At 70.0% G+C, this 21,291-nt stretch carries 22 protein-coding genes; 13 read left to right on the forward strand and 9 right to left on the reverse strand.

From position 1 onward, the window contains the following. Nucleotides 1–42: 42 nt before the first annotated feature. Both ESP57_RS06585 and ESP57_RS06590 read right to left on the reverse strand, forming a co-directional pair. Nucleotides 43–918: an RNA polymerase sigma-70 factor gene (locus ESP57_RS06585; protein ID WP_129230997.1), complete on the reverse strand. Its 876-nt coding sequence runs from the start codon at nucleotides 916–918 to the stop codon at nucleotides 43–45. Further along, nucleotides 915–1,523, reverse strand: coding sequence for a carboxymuconolactone decarboxylase family protein (locus ESP57_RS06590; RefSeq protein WP_056007503.1), 609 nt, complete (start codon nucleotides 1,521–1,523; stop codon nucleotides 915–917). Before ESP57_RS06590 ends, ESP57_RS06585 begins: the two co-directional genes overlap by 4 nt. A gap of 186 nt (nucleotides 1,524–1,709) precedes the next feature. On the opposite strand from ESP57_RS06590, the gene ESP57_RS06595 reads away from it, so the two are divergent. Together ESP57_RS06595 and ESP57_RS18705 are read left to right on the forward strand one after the other, a co-directional pair. Next, on the forward strand, nucleotides 1,710–2,285 hold the full coding sequence (locus ESP57_RS06595) for a helix-turn-helix domain-containing protein (RefSeq protein WP_165877393.1): 576 nt from the start codon (nucleotides 1,710–1,712) through the stop codon (nucleotides 2,283–2,285). Continuing rightward, a complete protein-coding gene (locus ESP57_RS18705) occupies nucleotides 2,282–2,860 on the forward strand; it encodes a DUF6036 family nucleotidyltransferase (RefSeq protein WP_129230999.1) in 579 nt (192 codons plus the stop codon). The genes ESP57_RS06595 and ESP57_RS18705 overlap by 4 nt, the downstream gene beginning before the upstream one ends. A 63-nt stretch (nucleotides 2,861–2,923) precedes the next feature. Here the strand turns inward: ESP57_RS18705 and ESP57_RS06605 are convergent, their stop codons facing one another. Next, nucleotides 2,924–4,207: a serine hydrolase domain-containing protein gene (locus ESP57_RS06605; RefSeq protein ID WP_207904498.1), complete on the reverse strand. Its 1,284-nt coding sequence runs from the start codon at nucleotides 4,205–4,207 to the stop codon at nucleotides 2,924–2,926. Between the two features lie 38 nt (nucleotides 4,208–4,245). Continuing rightward, complete coding sequence (locus ESP57_RS06610) at nucleotides 4,246–5,187, reverse strand: LysR family transcriptional regulator (protein ID WP_129231000.1); 942 nt, start codon at nucleotides 5,185–5,187, stop codon at nucleotides 4,246–4,248. 72 nt (nucleotides 5,188–5,259) lie between these two features. Here ESP57_RS06610 and ESP57_RS06615 point away from each other — a divergent pair, with 72 nt between their 5' ends. From ESP57_RS06615 to ESP57_RS06635, 5 genes are read left to right on the forward strand one after another with little or no spacing between them, the layout of a single operon-like run. Further along, entirely contained in the window at nucleotides 5,260–6,195 is a 936-nt protein-coding gene (locus ESP57_RS06615) for an EamA family transporter (protein ID WP_129231001.1), read from the forward strand. Nucleotides 6,196–6,254: 59 nt separating this feature from the next. Then, nucleotides 6,255–7,475, forward strand: coding sequence for a serine hydrolase domain-containing protein (locus ESP57_RS06620; RefSeq protein WP_165877394.1), 1,221 nt, complete (start codon nucleotides 6,255–6,257; stop codon nucleotides 7,473–7,475). A gap of 11 nt (nucleotides 7,476–7,486) precedes the next feature. Then, a complete protein-coding gene (locus tag ESP57_RS06625; RefSeq protein ID WP_165877395.1) occupies nucleotides 7,487–8,695 on the forward strand; it encodes a serine hydrolase domain-containing protein in 1,209 nt (402 codons plus the stop codon). 39 nt (nucleotides 8,696–8,734) lie between these two features. Then, nucleotides 8,735–9,325 (forward strand): hypothetical protein, encoded by a 591-nt coding sequence (locus tag ESP57_RS06630; protein WP_056005054.1) that lies wholly within the window; start codon nucleotides 8,735–8,737, stop codon nucleotides 9,323–9,325. Then, nucleotides 9,325–9,918: an HAD family hydrolase gene (locus ESP57_RS06635; RefSeq protein ID WP_129231004.1), complete on the forward strand. Its 594-nt coding sequence runs from the start codon at nucleotides 9,325–9,327 to the stop codon at nucleotides 9,916–9,918. The genes ESP57_RS06630 and ESP57_RS06635 overlap by 1 nt, the downstream gene beginning before the upstream one ends. 36 nt (nucleotides 9,919–9,954) lie before the next feature. On the opposite strand, the gene ESP57_RS06640 is transcribed toward ESP57_RS06635, so the two are convergent. Further along, nucleotides 9,955–10,413, reverse strand: a complete 459-nt coding sequence (locus ESP57_RS06640; protein ID WP_129231005.1) for a nitroreductase/quinone reductase family protein — start codon at nucleotides 10,411–10,413, stop codon at nucleotides 9,955–9,957. A gap of 178 nt (nucleotides 10,414–10,591) precedes the next feature. On the opposite strand from ESP57_RS06640, the gene ESP57_RS06645 reads away from it, so the two are divergent. Beyond that, the gene (locus ESP57_RS06645; protein WP_129231006.1) at nucleotides 10,592–10,987 is read left to right on the forward strand and encodes an amino acid-binding protein; all 396 of its coding nucleotides are present in this window, start codon (nucleotides 10,592–10,594) and stop codon (nucleotides 10,985–10,987) included. Between the two features lie 9 nt (nucleotides 10,988–10,996). Here the strand turns inward: ESP57_RS06645 and ESP57_RS06650 are convergent, their stop codons facing one another. Both ESP57_RS06650 and qcrB read right to left on the reverse strand, forming a co-directional pair. Continuing rightward, nucleotides 10,997–11,791: a bestrophin-like domain gene (locus tag ESP57_RS06650; protein WP_129231007.1), complete on the reverse strand. Its 795-nt coding sequence runs from the start codon at nucleotides 11,789–11,791 to the stop codon at nucleotides 10,997–10,999. Between the two features lie 125 nt (nucleotides 11,792–11,916). Continuing rightward, nucleotides 11,917–13,380 carry a cytochrome bc1 complex cytochrome b subunit gene (gene qcrB, locus ESP57_RS06655; RefSeq protein ID WP_243648434.1) on the reverse strand — a complete coding sequence of 488 codons (1,464 nt, stop codon included), beginning with the start codon at nucleotides 13,378–13,380 and terminating at the stop codon, nucleotides 11,917–11,919. A gap of 160 nt (nucleotides 13,381–13,540) precedes the next feature. On the opposite strand from qcrB, the gene ESP57_RS06660 reads away from it, so the two are divergent. The 3 genes from ESP57_RS06660 to ESP57_RS06670 are packed head-to-tail and all read left to right on the forward strand — an operon-like array spanning nucleotide 13,541 to nucleotide 15,764. Next, the gene (locus tag ESP57_RS06660) at nucleotides 13,541–14,140 is read left to right on the forward strand and encodes a dihydrofolate reductase family protein (RefSeq protein ID WP_129231008.1); all 600 of its coding nucleotides are present in this window, start codon (nucleotides 13,541–13,543) and stop codon (nucleotides 14,138–14,140) included. A 54-nt stretch (nucleotides 14,141–14,194) separates the two neighbouring features. Next, nucleotides 14,195–14,524, forward strand: a complete 330-nt coding sequence (locus tag ESP57_RS06665) for a YciI family protein (RefSeq protein WP_056005067.1) — start codon at nucleotides 14,195–14,197, stop codon at nucleotides 14,522–14,524. Between the two features lie 7 nt (nucleotides 14,525–14,531). Continuing rightward, nucleotides 14,532–15,764, forward strand: a complete 1,233-nt coding sequence (locus ESP57_RS06670; protein ID WP_129231009.1) for an RNA polymerase sigma factor — start codon at nucleotides 14,532–14,534, stop codon at nucleotides 15,762–15,764. Nucleotides 15,765–15,777: 13 nt separating this feature from the next. Here the strand turns inward: ESP57_RS06670 and ESP57_RS06675 are convergent, their stop codons facing one another. Beyond that, entirely contained in the window at nucleotides 15,778–16,128 is a 351-nt protein-coding gene (locus ESP57_RS06675; protein WP_115963462.1) for a metallopeptidase family protein, read from the reverse strand. A 159-nt stretch (nucleotides 16,129–16,287) separates the two neighbouring features. Between ESP57_RS06675 and ESP57_RS06680 the strand changes: the two genes are divergently transcribed. Further along, on the forward strand, nucleotides 16,288–17,463 hold the full coding sequence (locus tag ESP57_RS06680; RefSeq protein ID WP_129231010.1) for a low temperature requirement protein A: 1,176 nt from the start codon (nucleotides 16,288–16,290) through the stop codon (nucleotides 17,461–17,463). Here ESP57_RS06680 and ESP57_RS06685 read toward each other — a convergent pair. Then, complete coding sequence (locus tag ESP57_RS06685; protein ID WP_129231011.1) at nucleotides 17,447–18,637, reverse strand: ROK family transcriptional regulator; 1,191 nt, start codon at nucleotides 18,635–18,637, stop codon at nucleotides 17,447–17,449. The genes ESP57_RS06680 and ESP57_RS06685 overlap by 17 nt on opposite strands. 187 nt (nucleotides 18,638–18,824) lie before the next feature. Here ESP57_RS06685 and ESP57_RS06690 point away from each other — a divergent pair, with 187 nt between their 5' ends. Continuing rightward, nucleotides 18,825–21,185: a glycoside hydrolase family 84 protein gene (locus ESP57_RS06690; protein WP_243648435.1), complete on the forward strand. Its 2,361-nt coding sequence runs from the start codon at nucleotides 18,825–18,827 to the stop codon at nucleotides 21,183–21,185. Nucleotides 21,186–21,291: the final 106 nt, after the last annotated feature.

Raw genomic sequence — 21,291 nt, forward strand, 5'->3', positions numbered from 1 at the left:
GACGTCGCGAAGTCACGACCCTGCGACGATCCGCTTTCGCGGTCACCGCACCAGGTTCGCCGCCTCATCGAGCCGCCCGAGCTTGTTCGGGTTCGCAATCGAGAAGATCCGCGTGATGCGGCCGCCCTCCACCTCGAAGCAGATCGCACCGGCGAGCTCGCCGTCGACCTCGCCGCGGATCGCGGGATGTCCGTTGACCCACGTCGGCACCGCTTCGAACGGCAGCCCGAGCTTCGCGAGACCGCCGAGCAGGTAGCGCGCGATCTTGTCGGCGCCGTGGATCGGCCGGAGCGCGGCACCCTTCACGAGTCCGCCGCCGTCGGCGACGGAGACGACGTCGGGTGCGAGCACGTCCATCAGGCCCTGCAGGTCGCCCGAGTTGACCGCCGTGAGGAACCTCGCGACGACCGCCTCCTGCTCGGCACGATCGACCGAAACACGGGGGCGCCGAGCGGCGACGTGTTCCTTCGCCCGATGGGCGATCTGCCGCACGGCCGCCGGCGTCTTGTCGACGGCCGCCGCGATCTCGTCGTACGGCACGTCGAACACCTCGCGCAGCACGAACACCGCGCGCTCGGTCGGGCCGAGCGTCTCGAGCACGGTCAGCATCGCGATCGACACGCTCTCGGCCAGCTCGACGTCGTCCGCGACATCCGGACTCGTGAGCAGCGGCTCGGGCAGCCACTCCCCCACGTACGACTCGCGCCGCCGCGACATCGTGCGCAGGTGATTGAGGGCCTGCCGGGTCACGATGCGCACGAGGTACGCGCGCTCATCGCGCACCTCGCTGCGGTCGACCTGGTCCCACCGGAGCCAGGACTCCTGCAGCACGTCCTCCGCGTCGGCGGCTGAGCCGAGCATCTCGTACGCGACCGTGAAGAGCAGGCCGCGGTGGGTGACGAACGGATCGTCGGTCATGCTTTCGAACCTACAACGGATGCCGCGACATCCGCCCGGGTGGCGAGCGGCGGCATCTCACAGGCATCCGCATAGCCCTCGGAGTGGATGCCGAGCGAGATGTTCAAGCGCGAGCTCATGTTCATGAACGCGACCTTGGCACTGAGCTCGATGAGCGCGGCTGGGCCGAGCGCGTCGAGCAGCGAGGCCGACAGCTCGTCGGTGACGCTCGGCGGCGTCTGGCTCATCGCCTCCGCGTACTCCATGACCTGACGCTCGAGCGGCGTGAACACGGATGCCTCGCGCCAGACCGGCACCTGCCGCGCCTTCTCCTCGTCGAGGCCCTCGTTGTGCGTCTTGTAGTAGTTGAAGTCGAGGCACCAGCTGCAGCCGATGTAGGCCGCCGTCGCCATCACCGCGTAGCTCGCGAGGTTCTCGTCGAGCTCGTCGAGCGCCTCGATCTTGCGGCCGATGCCCATCGACGCCCGCATCAGAGCGGGGTGGTGCGCGAGCACGCCCATCGAGTCGGGCACCCGGCCGATCATGCGCTTGGCGGCGATCTTCACGACGGTGCCGAAGACGCCGGTCAGCTCGGTCGGCGGGATGCGGGTCTGGGTGGTGGTCATCATGTCCTCCTGCGTGTCGACGGCCCGGGGTTCGGTTCCCGGATGATCCGTCGACATGAAGACACCGGATGTCGCGTGGTTGTGACATCCGGATGGGAAGAAGTTCTCAGTGGCAGAGATGGACCCTGGCCGTTCTGACATAGTCAGGCGTATTATGAGATGAATCGAATACTGGGAGGTGAAGCGATGAACGCAGGAAGCTTGATCCGAACTGCTCGCAAGAGCCGTCGTCTGACGCAGGGCGCACTCGGGCGCCGAGCCGAGCTGTCGCAGTCGCACCTCTCGCTGATCGAGCGGGGCCACCAGAACCCGTCGTACGACGCGGTCGAGCGCGCGCTCCGGGCGACCGGGCACCGCCTCATCGCCGTGCCGAGCGTTCGGGACGATGCCGCTGCGGTCGCCGCCGACATCCGTTTCGCAGTGCTCGACGGTCGTGACGACCGTGCTTTGCGGCGATTCATCCAGCTCAGCGACAATCTGCTCGCGGAGCACGGAGCTGTGCGATTCGCGCTCACGATCTCGGAGCCCGAATCCTCGGGAAGCAAGCAGTGGGATGCCGCGATCGCCGCGCTCGTGGCGCACCACCTGGTTGCCGAGGGCCTTCCTATTCCCGACTGGGCGAACAGCCCGGCACGTTCACTGCGCCGACGGTGGGCGGTCGGAGAAGGCCCGTACACGCTCGTACCCGAGCTGCACCGGGTTCCGCCCGAGTTCCTGCGACGCGGCGTGCTCATCGATGCGGACACGCTGGTGAGCGTGTGACCACCCGATTCGACCGCGACGGCCTGATCGACGGTCTTCAGCAGCTGATCGTGAAACTCCGCGAGTCCGACGGCCCGACCGGCGTGCGCATCATCGGCGGCGCCGCGCTCGCACTGCGCTACTTCGAACGCGAGTCGACCGTCGACATCGACGCCCGACCGATCGGTGATGCCGAACGGGTACTCGCCGCGGGCAAGGCGATCGCCGCTGTGAACGGTTGGCCCGAAGACTGGCTCAACGCGCAGGCGTCAGGCTTCATCCCCGATTACGGAACGTCCGCGACCGAATGGCACACGCTGCACGACGATGGCACAGTCGTCATCCAGGTGGCGTCAGCCGAGGCGATGCTCGTGATGAAGCTCCGAGCGAACCGCCCCGGGCGCGACGAGCGCGACATCGCGAACCTCCTCGCAATCTGCGACGTCACCACGCTCGATGACGCCGAGACGCTCTACGAGTCCTACTACCCGGCCGATCTCTTGCCTGATCGCGCGGTGCGAATGGTCGAGCGGATTCTGAAGGTCGGCATTCCCGAGACTCCGACGGCTCCGCCGCCACCGGATTTCGGAGGCTGACGAGACGCCGCCGACTCGCGGAAACACCTCGATGAGAAAGGCGGGCGCACCGCGGCGACCGCGTCACCCCTCGACGATGGGGTGCCCCATCACCTCGGCGAGCGCGTTGCCGATGAACACGGCCGGGTCGGAGCACACGCCCGTGGTGCGGCCTCCTTCAACGGTGCCGACGCTCTCGGGGCACTCCCCCGACTTGATGTCGCTGTTGGCCATGACGATGAGCGTGGTGCCCGACTCGAGGTGGTGCTGCAGCACGGTGTTGAAGCCGGGCATCGTGCCGTCGTGGCCGTGCCATCCGAGCGCGAGGCCCATGCCGAGGCCGTAGGCGCGAGCCGGGCTCTGCGGCGCATCGGTCTCCGCGTCGACGTACACGGGCAGCGAGAAGTCGAACGAATCGATGCGCTGCTGCTGCCATTCGGGCGCGAGGATCCCGTCACCGGTGGCCAGCGACTCGCTCCAGGTGAGCAGGTCGTCGAGGTCGGAGATGACGGAGCCCGCCGTCCACCCCCATGACGGGTTCCAGTCGGTGGTCTCGACGGGCACGCCGTCGTCGACGCCCTGCAGCGTGTACCCCTGCGCGTGCGGCTCGGGGAACGAGGCATCCGTCGGGAAGATCGTGCCGTCGAGGCCGAGCGGTTCGAAGATCTGCTCCTGCAGCACGTCTTGGATCGGCTCGCCCGTGACCTGTTCGATGACCATGCCGAGCAGCACGGTGTTGGTGTTGGAGTAGAAGGTCTTCGTGCCCGGCGCGAACATCGGCTCTTCGCCGCGCACGATGTCGACGAGGGCCTCGGGCGTCCAGACGTAGTCAGGGTCGCTGAACAGCTTCTGCTCGAACTCGGTGTCGAACGTGTACGAGGGGATGCCGCTGCGCATAGCGCCGAGTTCGAAGAGCGTCGCGTCGCCGTTCGGCATGCCCGGCACGTACTTCTCGATCGGGTCGTCGAGCGAGAGGTCGCCCTGCTCGGCGAGCTGCATGAGCGCCGTGACGGTGAACGTCTTCGTGACGCTGCCGACGCGGTGGTTCACGTCGGCCGCCATCGGCACGGTCTCGTCCCAGTCCTCGAAGCCGATCGTCGCAGCCCACGTGCCCTCGGGCGTTCGCACCCCGATCACGGCACCGGGCGCACTGATGCCGGCGAAGGCTTCGGTCGCGGCGGCCGCGAGCTGTTCGCCGAGCTCATCGCCGAGTCCGTCTTCGACGACGACGAGACGGCCATCGGATGCCTCGGCGGCGGGTGTCTCCGACGACGACGCGTCACTCGACGGACTCGCGCAGCCGGCTGAGCCGGCAACGAGCGCACCGACGGCGACGGTCAAGAAGGCAGTGCGGATGTTGCTCGGCATGTCGTCCCCATTCGATCAGGCGCGGGCTGAGGCTCACTCTATGGGAGCGGACCGCTCTCTGCGAGGGAACCTCGAATCGCGTCGAGCACCGTCTGCAGGGCGGGCGAGTCGGCCTGGCTGCGACGGTGCACGGCTGAGACGCCGCGGGTCGACGCGGGGCGCACGGTCGGGATGCCGACGAGATCAGGATGCAGCGGCGGCCGCCCCATGCGCGGCACGAGTGCCACGCCGAGACCCGCGCACACGAGCTCGAGGTGGTTCTCGAACTCCATCGACTCGTGCACGACCCGCGGCGCGTTCGAGACGCCGTCGAACAGTCGGCGCAGCCACTGCCGGCAGATCGTCGAGTCGAAGGTCGCGATCCACTCCTCGTCGGCGAGGTCGGTCGGCGTCAACTCGGTGCGGCCGGCGAGCGGGTGGTCGCGACGCAGGATCACGTCCGCGACATCCGTGAACAGGGGCGTCTCGACGAGGGGTTCGGGCATCGCGAGGGCGACCCCTCCCCATCGGTGCACGATGCCGAGGTCGCGCTGACCGGATGCCACGAGCGCGATGGTCTCCCACGGCTCGCTCTCGCGGAGCGGCACGCGCAGCTTGGGATGCTCGTCGCGCAGGCGCGGCAGCACGTCGACGAGGATCCCGCGCACCGCGGTCGAGAACGCTCCGATGCGCACCTCCCCGGTGACCCGGCGCTCGGCGCCGCCGGAGCCGCTGCCGCCGCCGGCGAGGTGCAGGTCGGCCTCGATGCGCTCGAGGTCGGCGAGCACCGTCGCCGACGAGGTCACGAGGTGACGCCCGGCATCCGTCAGCACGACGCCGCGACCCACCCGCTCGAGCAGCGCGATGCGGGTGCCGCGTTCGAGGCGCTTGATCTGCTGCGACACGGCCGACGGCGTGAAGCCGAGTGAGTCCGCCGCCGCTGCGACGCTTCCGTTCGTGGCCACCGCCCGCAGCGCGACCACGGCTTCGAGATCGATCATGCAGCGATGCTACCGAATCAGGCGCAGAAATGATCGCTGGTGTTTCCGGATGCCGCGGGCGATCGTTGATCCATGACGAGACGCGACATGCTGCTGGCCGCAGCAGTGGCCACCCTGTGGGGCTTCAACTTCGTCGTGATCGACTGGGGCATGACGGGCATTCCGCCGCTGTTCTTCGTCGCCGTGCGCTTCGGCGTCGTCGCGCTCGCGGCGCTCATCGTGCCGCGCCCCCTCGCGAGCTGGAAGACCGTCGTCGGGGTCGGGCTCTTCATGTGCCTCGGCCAGTTCGGCCTGCTGTACACCTCGATGGCCCTCGGGCTGCAGCCCGGCATCGCGGCCCTGCTGCTGCAGGCGCAGGTCGTGCTGACGATCGTGGTCGCGGCGCTCGCGCTGCGCGAGCGCCCCACCCGCCTGCAGACGATCGGCGTGCTCGTCGGCACCGTCGGGCTCGGCGTCGTGGCGTTCGGCCGCGGCGGCGACGCGCCTGCCCTCGCCGTCGTCTTGTGCCTGCTCGCCGCGTTCTCGTGGGCGATCGGCAACGTCATCTCGCGCAAGGCGGGTGTCGTCGCGCCCCCGAAACGACTCGGCGCTCTGTCGCTGACGGTGTGGTCGTCGCTCGTCGTGCCGCTGCCGGCGCTCGGCCTGTCGATGATGATCGAGGGGCCCGATGCGATCGCCGCGGGCATCGCGGCCTTCGACTGGCGCCCCATCGTCTCGACGCTGTACACGGCTGGCCTCTGCACCCTCGTCGGCTACGCGATCTTCAACGCCCTGCTCGCTCGCAACCGCTCGGCGTCGGTGGTGCCGTGGGTGCTCCTCGCGCCCGTCGTCGCGATGGCCTCGGCCGCCCTGCTGCTCGGGCAGGTCCCGAACCTCTGGGAGACCATCGGCGGACTCGTGCTCGTCGCCGGTGTCTTCATCGCGAACGCCCCCTCGCGGCGACGGGCAGGTGCTCCACCCCTGAAATGGGGCACCTCCGCGCCGCATCGACGCGTTCCCACGGCGTAGGGTCGCGGGTGGGGGCATCCGCTCTCGAACCGAGTCTTGCGCGACGCCGGGGGCTGGTCATGCGGAACTCCATGTGGGCGGTCGCCGCAGTCGCGGCCGTCACCGCCGTCACGTTGAGCGGATGCGTCGCCACGGCGTCGGATGCTGACGTCGCCGACACTCCACCAACGGCATCCACCCCGTCCCTCGACCCGGCGCTGCGCGAGCAGCTCGAGACGGCGCTCGACGAGGGCTTCGAGGCATCCGGAATGCCCGGGGTGATCGTCGGGGTGTGGATTCCCGGCGAGGCCGAATGGGTGTCGGCGCGGGGCGTGGCCGATGTCGCGACCGACGAACCGATGGATCGCGGCAACCAGCAGAAGATCGGCAGCATCACCAAGACGATCGTCAGCACGGTCATGCTGCAGGTGATCGGCGAGGCCGAGTTCGACGTCAGCCTCGACGACACCCTCGACCGGTGGTATCCCGAGTTCCCCGAGGCATCCGATATCACGGTGCGGATGCTGCTGAACCACTCGAGCGGCACCGGCGAGGCCGGACGGGCGCAGGTCGACCGCATCTGCAGCGCGCCCTACGCCGTGCCGACGCCCGACGAACTCATCGCGGTCGGTGCGGCGACGCCCCGAGCCGACTTCGCTCCGGGCGCGGGCTTCGAGTACGCCAACACGAACTACTTCCTGCTCGGCGGCATCCTCGAGCAGGTCACCGGCGAGGAGCTCGCGAGCCTCATCCACGACCGCATCACCGAGCCGTTCGGCATGGACCGCAGCCGGTTCGCGCCCGACGGAGAAGTCACCGCCCCATTGACCCACGGCTACTCCGACTTCTGCCCCGAGCTCGGGCAGCCGGCCGACACCGTCGGCTGGTCGAACGGCGAGAGCTGGGCGGGCGGCGGCATGGTGTCGACCCTCGACGATCTCCACGCCTGGGGTGAGGCGCTCGGCGAGGGCGCAGGCGTCACCCCCGAACTGCAGGTCGCGCGGTACACGGATGTCGCGCCGATCCCCGGGCAGGCCGGAGCCGCGTACGGCCTCGGCACGGGTCTCGTCAGCGACGTCGAGACCGGGTGCGTGCTCAGCGTCTCCCACGCCGGAGCCGAGCCCGGGTACGGCTCGAATCTCGCGTACTACCCGGCGACCGGGGCGGTCTTCGCGATCCTCGGCAACGGCGACGGCGGCACCGGCGACGCGACGGCGGAGGTGCTGAACGCGCTGGCGCCGGTGCTGCGCTCGGCGTTCCTCGGGTCGTCGACCGAGCCGTGCGCGGCACCATGGGGATGACAGGGGTCGAGATGCGGAATTCGAGGAAATGGGTGGTCGCCGCGGTCGCGGCAGCCACGGTCGCCATGCTGAGCGGATGCCTCGGCGCGACGGCGGACGACGCCTCGGTACCGCCGACCGCGGCCGCCCCGCCCCTCGACCCTGAGCTGCGGGAGCAACTCGAGGCGGCCCTCGACGAGGGCTTCGAGGCATCCGGAATGCCCGGCGTGGTCGTCGGGCTCTGGGTTCCCGGCCAGGAGGAGTGGGTCGCCACCCGCGGGGTCTCGGATCTCGACGGGGACGTGCCGATGGACCGCGCGAACCAGTCGAAGATCGGGAGCATCACGAAGACCGTCGTCGGCACGGTTGCGCTGCAGGTCATCGGCGACGGCGAGGCCGGGCTCACCCTCGACGACACGATCGACGAGTGGTACCCCGACTTCCCGCTCGCGAACGAGATCACCGTGCGCATGCTCATGAACATGTCGAGCGGCATCGGCCCACCCGGCGAGGCCCAGATGGACCGGATCTGCGCCGACCCGCACTCGCCGATCACGCCCGACGAGGTGATCGCGATCGGCGCAGCGACCCCGCGCGAGGCCTATGCGCCCGGCGAGGGCTTCACCTACTCGGGGTACAACACCTTCCTGCTCGGGCGCATCCTCGAGCACACGACCGGCACCGACCTCGGCACGCTGATCGACGAGCGTCTGATGGTGCCACTCGAGATGACGCGCAGCCGCTTCGCTCCCGATGCCGTGCTGGCCGATCCGTTCAACCGCGGCTACTCGGAGTTCTGCCCGCTGCTGCCCCAGCCCACCGACACCACCGATTGGACCAACCACGAGGGTTGGGCGGCCGGCGCCATGCTCTCGACGATCGACGACCTCCACACGTGGGGGCTCGCCCTCGGCGAGGGATTCGGGCTCACCCCCGAGATGCTGGCCGCGCGCATCGACGATCGCGCCCCGGGCACGAGCGACGCGGGATACGGCTACGGGCTCGGCGTGAGCGTGCACGTCGACCCGGCGACCGGATGCCTCCTCGATCTCAACCACAGCGGCGCCGAGCCGGGCTACGGTGCGCACGTGCAGTACTTCGAGGGCTCCGGCGCCGTGTTCGCCCTCATCGGCAACGGCGACGGCGGCACCGGCGTGGAGTTCTTCAAGGTCGTCAAGGCGCTGCTCACCGTGCTGCCGCCGTCGGTGGCCGCGACGTCGAGCGAGGCCTGCGACTCGTAGGCCTGCGAGTCGTGGGTCTGCGACTCGTAGGCTGGAGGGGTGCCCCGACTTCACGCCGAGCCCGACCTCTCCAAGTGGGTGCCCATCACGGACTCCCTCGGATTCCGCGGCCGCCGACACCGCAAGGCGGCGATCCGGATGCTGCTGACGCAGGCCAAGGGACCGGGTGCCGCGCCGGGCGGCGCCGGCAGCGGCTTCAGCGCGTGGGCGATGAGCCAGGCCGTCCCGTTCCTGATGCGCAAGGCCGCGGGCCGGGTGCTCGTGTGGGTCTGGAAGGCCGAGCCGGAACTGCTCGTCGTCATGGCGCAGGTGCAGGAGGCGACGCCCCAACTGCGGATGGCGCGGGCCTCGATGCCGATCGAGTACGACGACACCGAGGAGTTCCGCGGCGACTACCTCGGCGTCGGCGAGAAGCTCGCGATGCCCCTGCCCGAGGGCGGCCGCCCGCCCTTCGCCACCTACACCTGGGACCTCGGCACGCACTTCGTGAGCGTGACGGCCGTGTGCAGCGATCGCGAGCGGTTCGGCACCGTCGTCGGTGCCGTCGACGAGCTCGCGCGGGGCATCCGCGTCGTCGACGACCTCACCGTCGGCGAATCGGCGCCCGTGCTGCGGATCGACCCCGCCTGATGATTCGCGTCGTGCTCTTCGACCTCGACGGCGTCATCCGGCACTTCGACCCCGACCACCTCGCCGGCATCGAGCGCCGGCACGGGCTCGCCGACGGCACGATCGCGGGCATCGCCTTCGCGAACCCGTTGATCGAGGAGGTCACGACCGGGCGGATCACTCGAGCCGAATGGGTGCGCCGGGTCGGCGAGTCGGCCGGGAGTGCGCCGGCGGCCGAGGAGTGGGGCGGGCAACCGTCGGTGGTGGACGACGCGCTCCTCGACCTCTCCGACGAGATCCGCGGCTTGGGGCTCACGACGGCCGTGCTCACCAACGGCACCGACACCATCCCGGCGGAGCTCAGCGCGCAGGGCATCGCCGGTCGGTTCGATGCGATCTTCAACTCGGCCGAGATCGGCTTCGTGAAGCCCGACGTGCGCGCGTTCGAACACGTGCTCGACGCTCTCGGGGCGACCGGCCCAGAGGTGTTCTTCACCGACGACACCGCCTCGAAGCTCGTCGGCGCCGACCGTCTCTCGATGCGCACGCACGCGTTCGACGGCGTCGACGGCCTTCGCGACCAGCTCCGAGCGGCGGGAGTCGGGGTTCGGTAGTCGACGAGACTCCGTGCCGCACTCGGATGCCGCGGCTCACCCTCGCCGCGGCGTCAACCGGATCACCGGGATCTCCCGGTCGGTGATGCGCTCGTACCGTGCGAACCCGGGCGCCTGGGCCGTGATCTTCTGCCAGGCCGCCTCGCGATCGGCGCCGTGCAACTGCACGGCCGTGACCTCGATGCGCTGGCCGGCGTACTCGATGCGAACCCGGTCGGGGTGGGCCGCGACGTTGTAGTACCAGGCAGGGTTCCGAGGCGCGCCGCTCGCCGACGCCACGATGAGTCGGGTCCCGCCGTCGCCGGAGAACCAGCGCACCGGAGTCATCCGCTCTTCGCCGGTCTTCTTGCCCACCGTCACGAGCACCAGCTTGTTGCCGCTCCGGTCGCCCTTCCGACGCAATCGCTGGGCCATTCGCAGGTTCGCCCACCGCTCGAAACGATTGCGTCCCGGCTGGCGGGCTCCACGGGTACCGTTCGTCGTGTCGAATGCCATGACGTTCGCCTCCCTGAGGTGCGATGCGTACATCAATCATCCCGCGAACACACTCCCGCGTCCCCGAATTCAGACGGAACGGAGAGGGTCGCGCTCATGCGGATACTCGGTGCCCGGCATCGTTGACGCGCCGCGAGCGCGGGCGTAGACCTGAGGCATCCGACAAGGAGGTGCCGACATGGCGAAGGATCTCTTGGTCACCCTCGAGGACCAGCCCGGCGAGGGGGCCCGACTCGGCGAAGCGCTCGGGGGTGCAGGCGTCAACATCGAGGGCATCTGCGCGATCATGGAGGGCGGCCGGGGTGCCGTGCACATCCTGGTCGAGGATGTCGCGGGCGCCCGTACCGCGCTCGAGGAGGCCGGCATCGCGGTCGAGGCCGAGACCGACGTCATCGTCAGCCCGGCACTGCCCGAGCCCGACCTCGACACCCCCGGCGTGTTCGGTGGCATGGCCCGCGCGCTGGCCGAGGCGGGCATCAACATCTCGCTCGTCTACGTCGCCGCGAGGAACCGCGTCGTGCTCGCGACCGATGACAACCAGCGGGCCACGAAGCTGCTGCAGTCGATGATGTAGCGACGCGCGCTACTGGCGCGCGTCGATGATCTGCTCGAGCACCCGCTCGTAGGCGCCCGGCCCGATCGAGATCGCCCCGGCGAACGGGTGGTCGGTGTCGGCCGTGACGAAGATCACGAGCCCGATGAACACCGCGAGCAGCCCTGCCATGAGCAGGTGCAGGCGGCGGTTCGACACGTGGATGAACGCGATCAGCACCGCGTTGACGGCAGCACCCACCCAGATGACGACCCAGAAGAGCGGCGGCAATGCGAGGGCGGTGGCGTCGATGCGCGCTCGGCGGGACTCGATGAAGTCGTCGAAGGTGGCGAGCGCCTGCTCGAACTCGGCCTGGTCGCCGCGCGTCTCGGCCTCGACGGTGTGCAGGAGCCGCTCGAACTGGTCGACCTGCACTTCACTGGCGCTCGGGAGCTCCCCCTCCGACTGATCGGGGAAGTCGACCTCGATGACCGCGTGCATGTAGGCGTCGAGCACCTGCCGCATCCGGTCGCCCTGGTCGTCGGGCAGGCCCGTGGTCGCCCGGTAGAGCGCGCCGACCTGGCCGGCCTCCTCGATCGCGGCCTGACGCGTGGACGCGAAGTTCTCGTAGACCGACACGGCGACGAGCGCGAGCAGGATGCCGAAGAAGACGCCGAACGTGCCGATGACGTGCGCGAGAGCGCGGTCCCACTCCTTCGGGTCGGTCACGAGCCGGTTCACGACCGGACGCAGCGCGACGACGATCAGGCACGAGATCAGCACGAATCCGCCCACGAACAGCGGCAGCGTGATCAGGATGCTCGTCTCGTAGAACCAGTCCACCATGCTCGCTCCCCCACCCCGGTGGAGAACGGACGACGCGCGCCCGTCGATGCGGCACAGCCTACGGAAGGGGTGCGGTCGCCCGCCATCCCCAATCCGCGGCGGAGTCCTGCGCCGTCACTGTGCCGTCACCCCGACGAACGCGACCCGGTCTCGAGCAGGCGCCACCGCTCGTACCGGTCGACCGGCTCGTGCACCTCGATGTACTCGCCCCCCGGCAGGCGCACGATGCGCCCGGTCTCGAACCCGTGGAGCACGACGTCGCGGTCCTTGCGCTGCAGGCCGAGGCACACCCGCCGTGTGATGGTGAAGCCGATGGCGGGCCCGACGACCAGCACGACCTGCAGGGTGAGCACGACACCCTCGATCGTGAGGCTGAAGGCGTCGGCGATGAGATCGGCACTGCCCGCGGCCCAGAGCGTGGCGTAGAACACGACGCCCGCGACACCGATGCCGGTTCTCGTCGGCATGTTCCTCGGGCGGTCGAGCAGGTGGTGCTCGCCCCGGTCGCCCGTGATCCGCTCCTCGAGGAACGGGTACACGGCCACGACGAGGAGGAAGGCCCCGATCACCGCGAGCGGCACGAGCACGGCGAGGGTCCAGGTGCGATCGAGCGCGACGAACTCCCAGCCCGGGGGCACGAGCCGCAGCGCGCCGTCGAGGAAGCCCGTGTACCAGTCGGGCTGGCTGCCGGCGCCGGCATCGCCGGGCGAGGCCGGCCCGTACAGCCAGATCGGGTTGATCGTGACGGTCGCCGCGATCAGCATCAGCATGCCCGAGACGATCAGGAAGAGCCCGCCCGCGCGGGCCGCGGCATTGGGGAACAGCGGCACGCCGACGACGTTGGCCTCCGTTCGCCCGGGGCCGGCGAACTGCGGCGGCCGGTGCCGGGCCAGCAGCGCGACGCGCACCACGAGGAGCGCGATCATCGCCGGCACGACCACGAGGTGCAGCGGGTACAGGCGCTCGATGATCTCGCCAGGGAACGCGCCGCCGAACAGCAGGTCCTTCAGCCAGGTGCCGACCACGGGGATGCCGAGCGTGATGCCCTCGACGATGCGCAGCCCGGTGCCCGAGAGCATGTCGTCGGGCAGCGCGTAGCCGCTCCATCCGCCCGCGAGCGCTGCGATGAGCAGGAGGAACAGCAGCACCCAGCCCGCACGTCGTGGCCGGCGGAACGCCCCCGTGAAGAAGGTCACCAGGAGCTGCGCGAGCAGGGCCGCCGGCAACAGGAGCGCGGCCCAGTGATGCGCCTGCCGGAGGGCGAGCCCGCCGGGCACCTCGAACGAGACGTGCATGGTCGACGCGAACGCCTCGGAGACCTGTGCGCCGTGCAACGTCGGATACGCCCCGTCGTAGGCGACGGTCGCACTCGACGGCGTGTAGTGGAACATGAGCACCACGCCCGTCACGGTGACGACCGCGAGGCAGGCCAGCGCGACGACTCCGAACAGGTTCGACCAGTGCAGCGGCACGACGCGGTGACGGAGCTCCTGCATCGCGGCGCCCCCGCGCCTGCCGATCCGCGTCTTCGACATGCTCTCGGCCAGCCGTCCCGTGACGTCCGTGCGCGTTCCCGATGCTCCCGACACGTTGGTCTCCTCTCAGGCCCTTCACCACATACGACACGGGCCGACCCCGATTTGTGACAGGTCGAGAAACTTCTGCCGGAGGTGTCCGATCGGGGCCACGCTGTTCGTAGCAAGGGTGAGAGGTCGCCGATCGGAGGCGGCCCGTGAAGGGACCAGGATCATGAAGCTGATCACCAACACCCAGATCACCGTCGACGGCGTGATGCAGGCCAACGGCGGCAACAACCCGGAGTTCGATCCCGGGTTCGAGCGAGGCGGGTGGGCGCTCCCGCTCGGCGACGAGGAGTCGACGGCCTACATCGGCGACTTCTACCGGCGCGCCGACGCGTTCCTCTTCGGCCGGCGCACCTACGACCTCTTCGCCGGCTACTGGGGCGTGCAAGACGACTTCGACAGCCCGTTCGTCAGCTCCCTGAACACGCGCCCGAAGTTCGTGGCATCGAACACGATCACCGACCCGCAGTGGGCCGACACGACCGTGCTCTCCGGAGACGTCGAGGCCGCGGTTCGCGAGCTGAAGGCGCGGCCGGGCGGTGAGCTGCAGGTGCACGGCAGCGGGCAGCTCATCCGTTGGCTGCTCGAACGCGAGCTCGTCGACGAGATGACGCTGATCGTCTTCCCCGTGATCGTCGGCGCCGGCACGCGACTCTTCCCGGACGAGGGCACGGACTTCGCCCTCGAGCTGCTCGAGTCGCGCACGTTCGCGACCGGCATCATGGCGCAGACCTTCCGGCCCGCAGGCCGGCCGCAGTACGCGTAGCCCCGCGCGGCGGCGCAGACCAGAATGTCCCTGAACGGCACGTGGAGGTTTGAGATGCAGTACTTGGTTTCCGTCATCGACGACAAGACCGGCTCCGGCACGGAGGAGGAGATGGTGGCCATCCGGGCGTTCAACGAGCGACTCCGGGCGGGTGGCCACTGGGTGTTCGCCGCGGGCCTCGCCGCGCCCGAGACGTCGACGGTCATCGACGCGCGCGGCGAGGAACCCGTGCTCACCGACGGCCCCTTCATCGAGTCGAAGGAGCACATGGCCGGGCTCTGGATCATCGAGGCGCCCGACCTCGACGTCGCGCTCGAGCTCATGACCGCCGGGTCGAAGGCGTGCAACCGGCGCCTCGAGGTGCGCCCGCTCCTGTTCGTGTGAGCGCCGCGTGAACCCCGTCGACGCACGTGAGGCGATCACCCGGGCGCACCACGCCGAGTGGTCCCGGGTGGTCGCGTCGCTCGCGAGGCGCTTCGGCGACCTCGACATCGCCGAGGATGCGGCGGCCGAGGCCTTCGCCACGGCCGTCGAGCGGTGGCCGGCCGACGGCGTGCCGCCGAACCCGGGCGCCTGGCTCACCACGACCGCCAACCACAAGGCGATCGATCGCATCAGGCGCGAGCAGAAGCGCGCCGACAAGCACCGGGAGGCCATGATGCTGACCGACGACACCCCGCTCGAACCCCTCGGCGCCATCGACGACGACCGGCTGCGACTGATCTTCACGTGCTGTCACCCGGCGCTCGCGATGGAGGCGCGCATCGCACTCACCCTGCGCCTCGTCGGGGGCCTCACCGTGCCCGAGATCGCCCGAGGGTTCCTCGTGCAGGAGCCTGCCATGGCTCGGCGCATCACGCGAGCGAAGAACAAGATCGCGGCAGCAGGCATCCCGTACCGCGTGCCCTCGGCGCAGGACCTGCCGGCGCGCATCTCCGGCGTGCTGGCGGTGCTCTACCTCGTCTTCAACGAGGGCTATCTCGCGACCGGTCCGGGCACCGACCCCGTTCGGGCCGAGCTCACCGCAGAGGCGATCCGGCTCACCCGCCTGATCCGGACGCTGCTTCCGGGCGACGGCGAGGTCGCGGGCCTCCTGGCACTGATGCTGCTCACCGAGGCACGTCGCCCCGCTCGCGTCTCGACGGCCGGCGAGCTCGTGCCCCTCGGCGAACAGGACCGCGGCATGTGGTCGGAAGCGCTGATCGACGAGGGCCATCGACTGGTGCGCGAGCGCCTGGCATCCGGAATCGCGCCCGGCCGCTACCAATTGCTCGCGGCGGTCAACGCCGTGCACACCGACGCGCGAGACGCCCGCGACACCGACTGGAGACAGGTCGTCGCCCTGTACGACCAGTTGGTGCGCCTCGACCCCTCGCCGATCGTCGCCCTCAACCGCGCCATCGCCGTCGCCGAGCTCGACGGTCCGGATGCCGCGTTGCCGGCCATCGACCGTCTGGGCGACGCCTTGGGCGGCTACCACGCCTTCCACGCCACACGGGCCGAGCTGCTGCGCCGGCTCGGGCGGCGCGACGAGTCGCACGACGCCTACGGCCGGGCCATCGCCCTCGCCGGCAACACCGCGGAGACCGCCTACCTGGTGCGTCGCCGCGACGAGCTCGACTGAGACCGACCGCCGCCTACGCCCAGCCCAGCTCCCCGAGCTTCGCGTCGTCGAGGCCGAAGTAGTGGCCGATCTCGTGCACGAGCGTGATGCGCACCCTCGTGCGCAGCGAATCGAGGTCGGCGCTGTGCTCCTGCATGTTGTTCTGGAAGAGCGTGATGCGGTCGGGCAGCTCGCCGAAGCCGTAGACCCCCCGCGTCTTCAGCGGCCGCCCGCTGTACAGGCCGAACAGGCGCGGCCGCTCGCCGACCGGCTGGTTCTCGATCAGGATCGCGACGTTCTCGACCCCGCGCACCATGTCGTCGGGAAGCGCGTCGAAGACCTCGCCGACCATGCGTTCGAAGTCCGCGTCCGAGATCTCGACCATGCTCCCATTGTGCTCGCTCGCCCTGCGGGCCGGCCCCGCCGGGCGGGACTGCCGGTGCGCCGTCGGCGAACGGGTGCGGGTGGCGCTCGCACGTGTCATGCTGCGACGAACGAGGAGGTTCACGATGTCCGAGTCCGGCAGCCCTGATGCGGGCTCGCGATGAGCATCGAGGCATCCGGGCAGATCACCGTCGCAGACCGCGACCCGTCGCGTGCCCACTGGATGGAGTTGTTCTTCGACCTCATCTTCGTGGCCCTCGTCGGCCAGCTCGCCCACCCGCTGCACGACCACCCGTCGATCGCCGGGCTGCTGCTGTTCACGGCACTGTTCGCCTCGGTCTGGTGGTCGTGGGTCAACCTGACCTTCACCGTGAACGTCATGCCGTGGCTCAGCCGCCGGCAGCTCGCCCTCGTCATGCTCGCCGCGATGTTCGCAGTCGGGGCGATCGCCGTCGCCGCCCCCGAAGCGACCGGCGAGCGGGCATGGCTGTTCGCGGCGGGCAACGCCGCACTCAGGCTCGTGCTGCTCGGCCTGTGGATCACGCAATCATGGGGCAGTGGCGCGGCGTCGCGAACCCGGCTGCTCGTCTACAACGGCGTGACGGCCGTGCTCTGGTTCGTCTCGATCTGGCTGCCGAGCCCGTGGATGTTCGCGCTCTGGGGTCTCAGCATCGTCGTCGAGGTGACGCTGCTCGTCACGAGCAGCAGCAACTGGGCGGCGCGCGTGCTGCCGCGCATGAACACCGAGCACCTCTCCGAGCGGTTCGGCCTGCTCGTGGTCATCGTGCTCGGCGAGTCGGTGCTCTCCACCGTCGGCGCGCTCAACGAGAGCTGGAACCTCCCCGCCGGCATCGTGGGGATGCTCGGCCTCGCGACGATCTCGCTCCTCGCGTGGTCGTTCTTCATGTACGGCACCGATGCGATGCGAGTCGGGCTCGACGAATTGCGCGAGGCCGGCGACTTCCGGGCGATCCGCGACACCGTCGGGTTCCTGCCCTTCCTCATCGTCGTCGGCGTCACTGCGGTGTCGGGCGCCCTCGACAGCGCGATCCAGCATCCCGACGAACCGCTCCCCCAGGCGTCGGCCATCGCCCTGTGCGGCGGCATCGCGATCTTCTACGGCACGAACGCCATCATCTCGCTGCGCTTCGGGCGTCCCCTGAGCACCGTGCTCGGCTGGGCGATCCCGGCCCTCGTGCTGACGATCGCGCTCGGCGTCGCCGCATCGGTCGTCGACGCCGCGTACGCGATGGCCGGGGCCGTGACCGTGCTCGTCGTCATCGTGGCGACCTCGGAGATCGCCAACCGGCGAAAGCGGCTCAGCGCGCCTGCGTGAGCGGCAGGGCGTCGCCGAGCACCGGCGCGAGCGCGAACTTCGCCGGACCGAGGTACCGGCTGAGCTCGGGGCGACCGTAGCGGATCGCCACCTGCGTCGTCCCCTTGGCCGGATACATCTCGTACTCGTCGCGGAGCGTGCCGAGGAAGTGCGGGCCGAGCGCCGGCGCGGCACCGGCGATGACGATCTCTTCAGGGTCGATCAGCGCCGAGCTGATGCGCAGGGCACGCGCGAGCGCTCGGGCACCGAAGCCCATGCGCTCCCGTGCCTCGGCCGTCGACGCCAGCAGGGTCGTGTCGTGCTCGTCGAGCTCGTCGGTGTACGTGTCACCCAGCATCGCGCTCATCGAGGTGGCCGATTCGAGGCATCCGGACACGCCGCACCGGCACCTGGAGCGCGCGCCCTCGTAGATCACGCGAACGTGCCCGATCTCGCCCGCCCGGCCGGTGGCGCCCGTCATCAGGGAGCCGCCCGTCGTGATGGCGGCGCCGACGCCCTCGCCGAGGTGCACGACAAGACGGATGGCCCGATCGTCGGCGTCGACCGCCTCGGTCAGCGCCTCGGCGTCGACGTCGTTCACGACCGAGGTCGGCGCGCCGATCTCGGATTCGAGGATGCGGGCGAGCGGCACGTCGCGCCAGCCGAGCTGCACGCTGTCGACGACGACGCCCGCGGCCGTGACGCCGGGCACCTGCACGCACGCGGCGAGCACCCGCGATTCGAGTCCGTCGGTCAGCTCGCGGATCGCGTCGACGACGGTCGAGACCTCCATGCCCCCGGTGACGTCGAGGCGGCGGCTCTCGACGGTGCGCCCCGCGAGGTCGACGAGCGCGGTGTCGATCGCGCGAGTGCGCACCACGGCGACCACGATGAGATACGCGTCGCTCTCAAGCTCGAGCCGGGTCGCCCGCTTGCCGCCGGTGCTCTCGGCACGACCGGTCTCGACGACGAGGCCGAGCGCGATCAGTTCGGCGACGAGCGACGACGCGGTCGCGGAGGTGAGGCCGGTGCGTCGGGCGATGACCGCTCGCGTGACCGGCGCGGGCTCACGTGCGATCAGGCCGAGCGCCCGGAGGAGGTGCTCGCGCCGGATGCCCGTCTGCGATTCGGACTGGCCCGAGCGCGCGAATCGGCGCAGGAGGTCGGACTTGCGCTGCGGGTCGGCGGTGCTCACGGTGATCGTCTCCTCGGGTCGTGCCGGCGGTCTCGGGCCGATGCCTGCACGATGACATCTTGCCTCTTGACGCTCGGAGTTGGGATCACATAGCGTCGAGAATGCTTAGTTTACCTAGTCAACAAAGTGGTGCTGACCGGATCTCGGCACTCCGTTGACTCGAATTCGTCGAGACAGTTGGAGGCAAATGATGCAGTCCATTCGCAAGACGGTCGCCACGGTGGGCATCTCCGCCGTGGCCATGGCGGGGATGCTCACGCCGCTCTCCGCCTCAGCGGCACCGCCATCGGGCCCGCTCCCGGCGGTGAGCCCGACACCGCAGTCCATCACCCGCGCCGGCTCCGACCTCAACGTGCCGGGCCGGGTCGAGATCGTCGTCGATGACGACACGGATGCCGCGGCGCTCGCCGAGCTGCGCGAGACCCTGAGCGAGCACGGCGTCGACCGAATCGACGAGCGCTCGACGGCGACGGGCCGGGCGCCGCTCACGATCAAGTTGGGCGCAGCCACGAGGGCCGACATCGACAGTGCGCTCGGTTCGACGGAGGCGCCGACGCACGCCGAGGGGTACGCGCTCCTGGCCGATGCATCCGCCGGACCGCTCGGCACGGTCGCGCTGGGGGGCGCCGACGCGGCCGGCCAGTACTACGCCGTCAAGACCCTCGACCAGCTGTTCGTACCGAAGGACGACGGCGGCTACCGCATCGCCGGCGCATCGATCACCGACTTCCCCTCGATGCCGCTCCGCGGCACGATCGAGGGCTTCTACGGCGAGCCCTGGTCGCACGAGGAGCGACTCGACCAGCTCGAGTTCTACGGCGACGTCAAGGCGAACACGTACATCTACGCGCCGAAGGACGACCCGTACCACCGCGATCGCTGGCGCGATCCCTACCCCGCCGACAAGCTCGCGGAGCTCGGTGAGCTCGTGACGACCGCGACCGACAACCACGTGCGCTTCACCTTCGCGCTCTCGCCCGGCAACACCGTCTGCTACTCGAGCGACGCCGACTACCAGGCGGTCGCATCGAAGCTGCAGCAGATGTACGACCTCGGCGTCCGGGCCTTCAACATCCCGCTCGACGACATCGACTACGGCCGCTGGCACTGCGACGGCGACCGCACGACGTTCGGTGCACCGAGCGCCCGCACGGCGGGCGTCGCCCAGGCCGCCTTCCTCGACCGCGTGCAGCGGGAGTTCGTCGAGACGCACGAGGGCGTGAATCCGCTGCAGATGGTGCCGACCGAGTACTCGAACACCGCAGACTCGGCCTACAAGACGGCGCTGCGCACCATGGACGAGGACATCGTCGTCATGTGGACCGGCGAGGGCGTCGTTCCCCAGTCGGTGACGGTCGCCCAGGCGCAGCAGGCCGCCACGGTCTTCGGCGGCCCCACCTTCCTCTGGGACAACTACCCGGTCAACGACTACGGCAACACCGCAGGGCGACTGCTCATGGCGCCGTACGACAAGCGCGAGGCCGGCCTCGGCGAGCACCTCGCCGGCATCGTCTCGAACCCCATGAACCAGGCCGCCGCGAGCAAGATCGCGATCTTCGGCGTCGCCGACTTCACGTGGAACGACGAGGCGTACGACGCGGGGCACAACTGGTCGCGTGCCCTCGATCACCTCGCGAACGGGGATGCCGCGACGACCGCTGCGCTCCGCGTCTTCGCCGACCTGAACCACCTCGCGCCGAGCTTCGGGGCGCCCTGGCAGCCGCAGGCTCCCGAGCTCGCCGCACACATCGCGGCGTTCTGGGAGACCTGGAGTGCGGGCGACCGGGCCGGCGCCGTCGCCGGGCTGCGCGGCTACGCCCAGTCCATCGCCGACGCTCCAGAGGCGATCCGCTCGGGCACCACCGACCCGGCCTTCGTGTCGGACTCGGACCCCTGGCTCGATGCGGCGGCCCTCTGGGGCGCGTCGACGGTCGAGCTGCTCGACGCCGTGCAGGCGAGGATCGACGGCGACACCGCGGCATCCGATGCCCTCGCCGCCTCGGCGAAGACCACGGCGGCGCAAGCGGCCGCGGTCGTCGTCGACCCGCCCGACAACTCGTGGGGCAAGGCCAAGGTGCGCATCGCCGACGGCGTGCTCGACGCCTTCCACGGTCGCATCGGGTTCACGCTCGCGATGTGGGACGCGGGCGATGTCGTCAACGTCGCGCCGAGCGGCACGGCGACCGCCTCGAGCACCGAGGTGCCGCAGTTCGGTGCGAAGAACGTCAACGACGACAACCCGTCGACCCGCTGGGCGTCGGGCTACAGCGACGACTCGTGGGTGCAGGTGAAGCTCGCCGAGCCGACGGTCGTGCGCGGCATCACCGTCAACTGGGAGGCCGCGTGCGCTGCCGCATACGAGCTGCAGACGTCGACCGACGGCACGACATGGACGACGATCCGCACGGTCGACGACTCGACATGCGCGCTCGACGTCTACACCTTCGACGAGAGCGAGCCGGTGCAGTACGTGCGCATGCAGGGCATCGACCGCAAGTCGACGTGGGGCTACTCGATCTGGGAGCTCGGCATCTACGCGGCGAGCTGAGTCGCTCCGGTCCGGTCTGATCGCCGGCTGAATGGCACGGGTGCCCTCCCGCTCGCACCGAGCGGGAGGGCACCCGCCTTCGCACCCGTCGACAATGTCGGACCGG

The organism is Agromyces fucosus (genome assembly GCF_004134865.1).
In the GTDB taxonomy this organism is placed as follows: Bacteria; Actinomycetota; Actinomycetes; order Actinomycetales; family Microbacteriaceae; genus Agromyces; species Agromyces fucosus.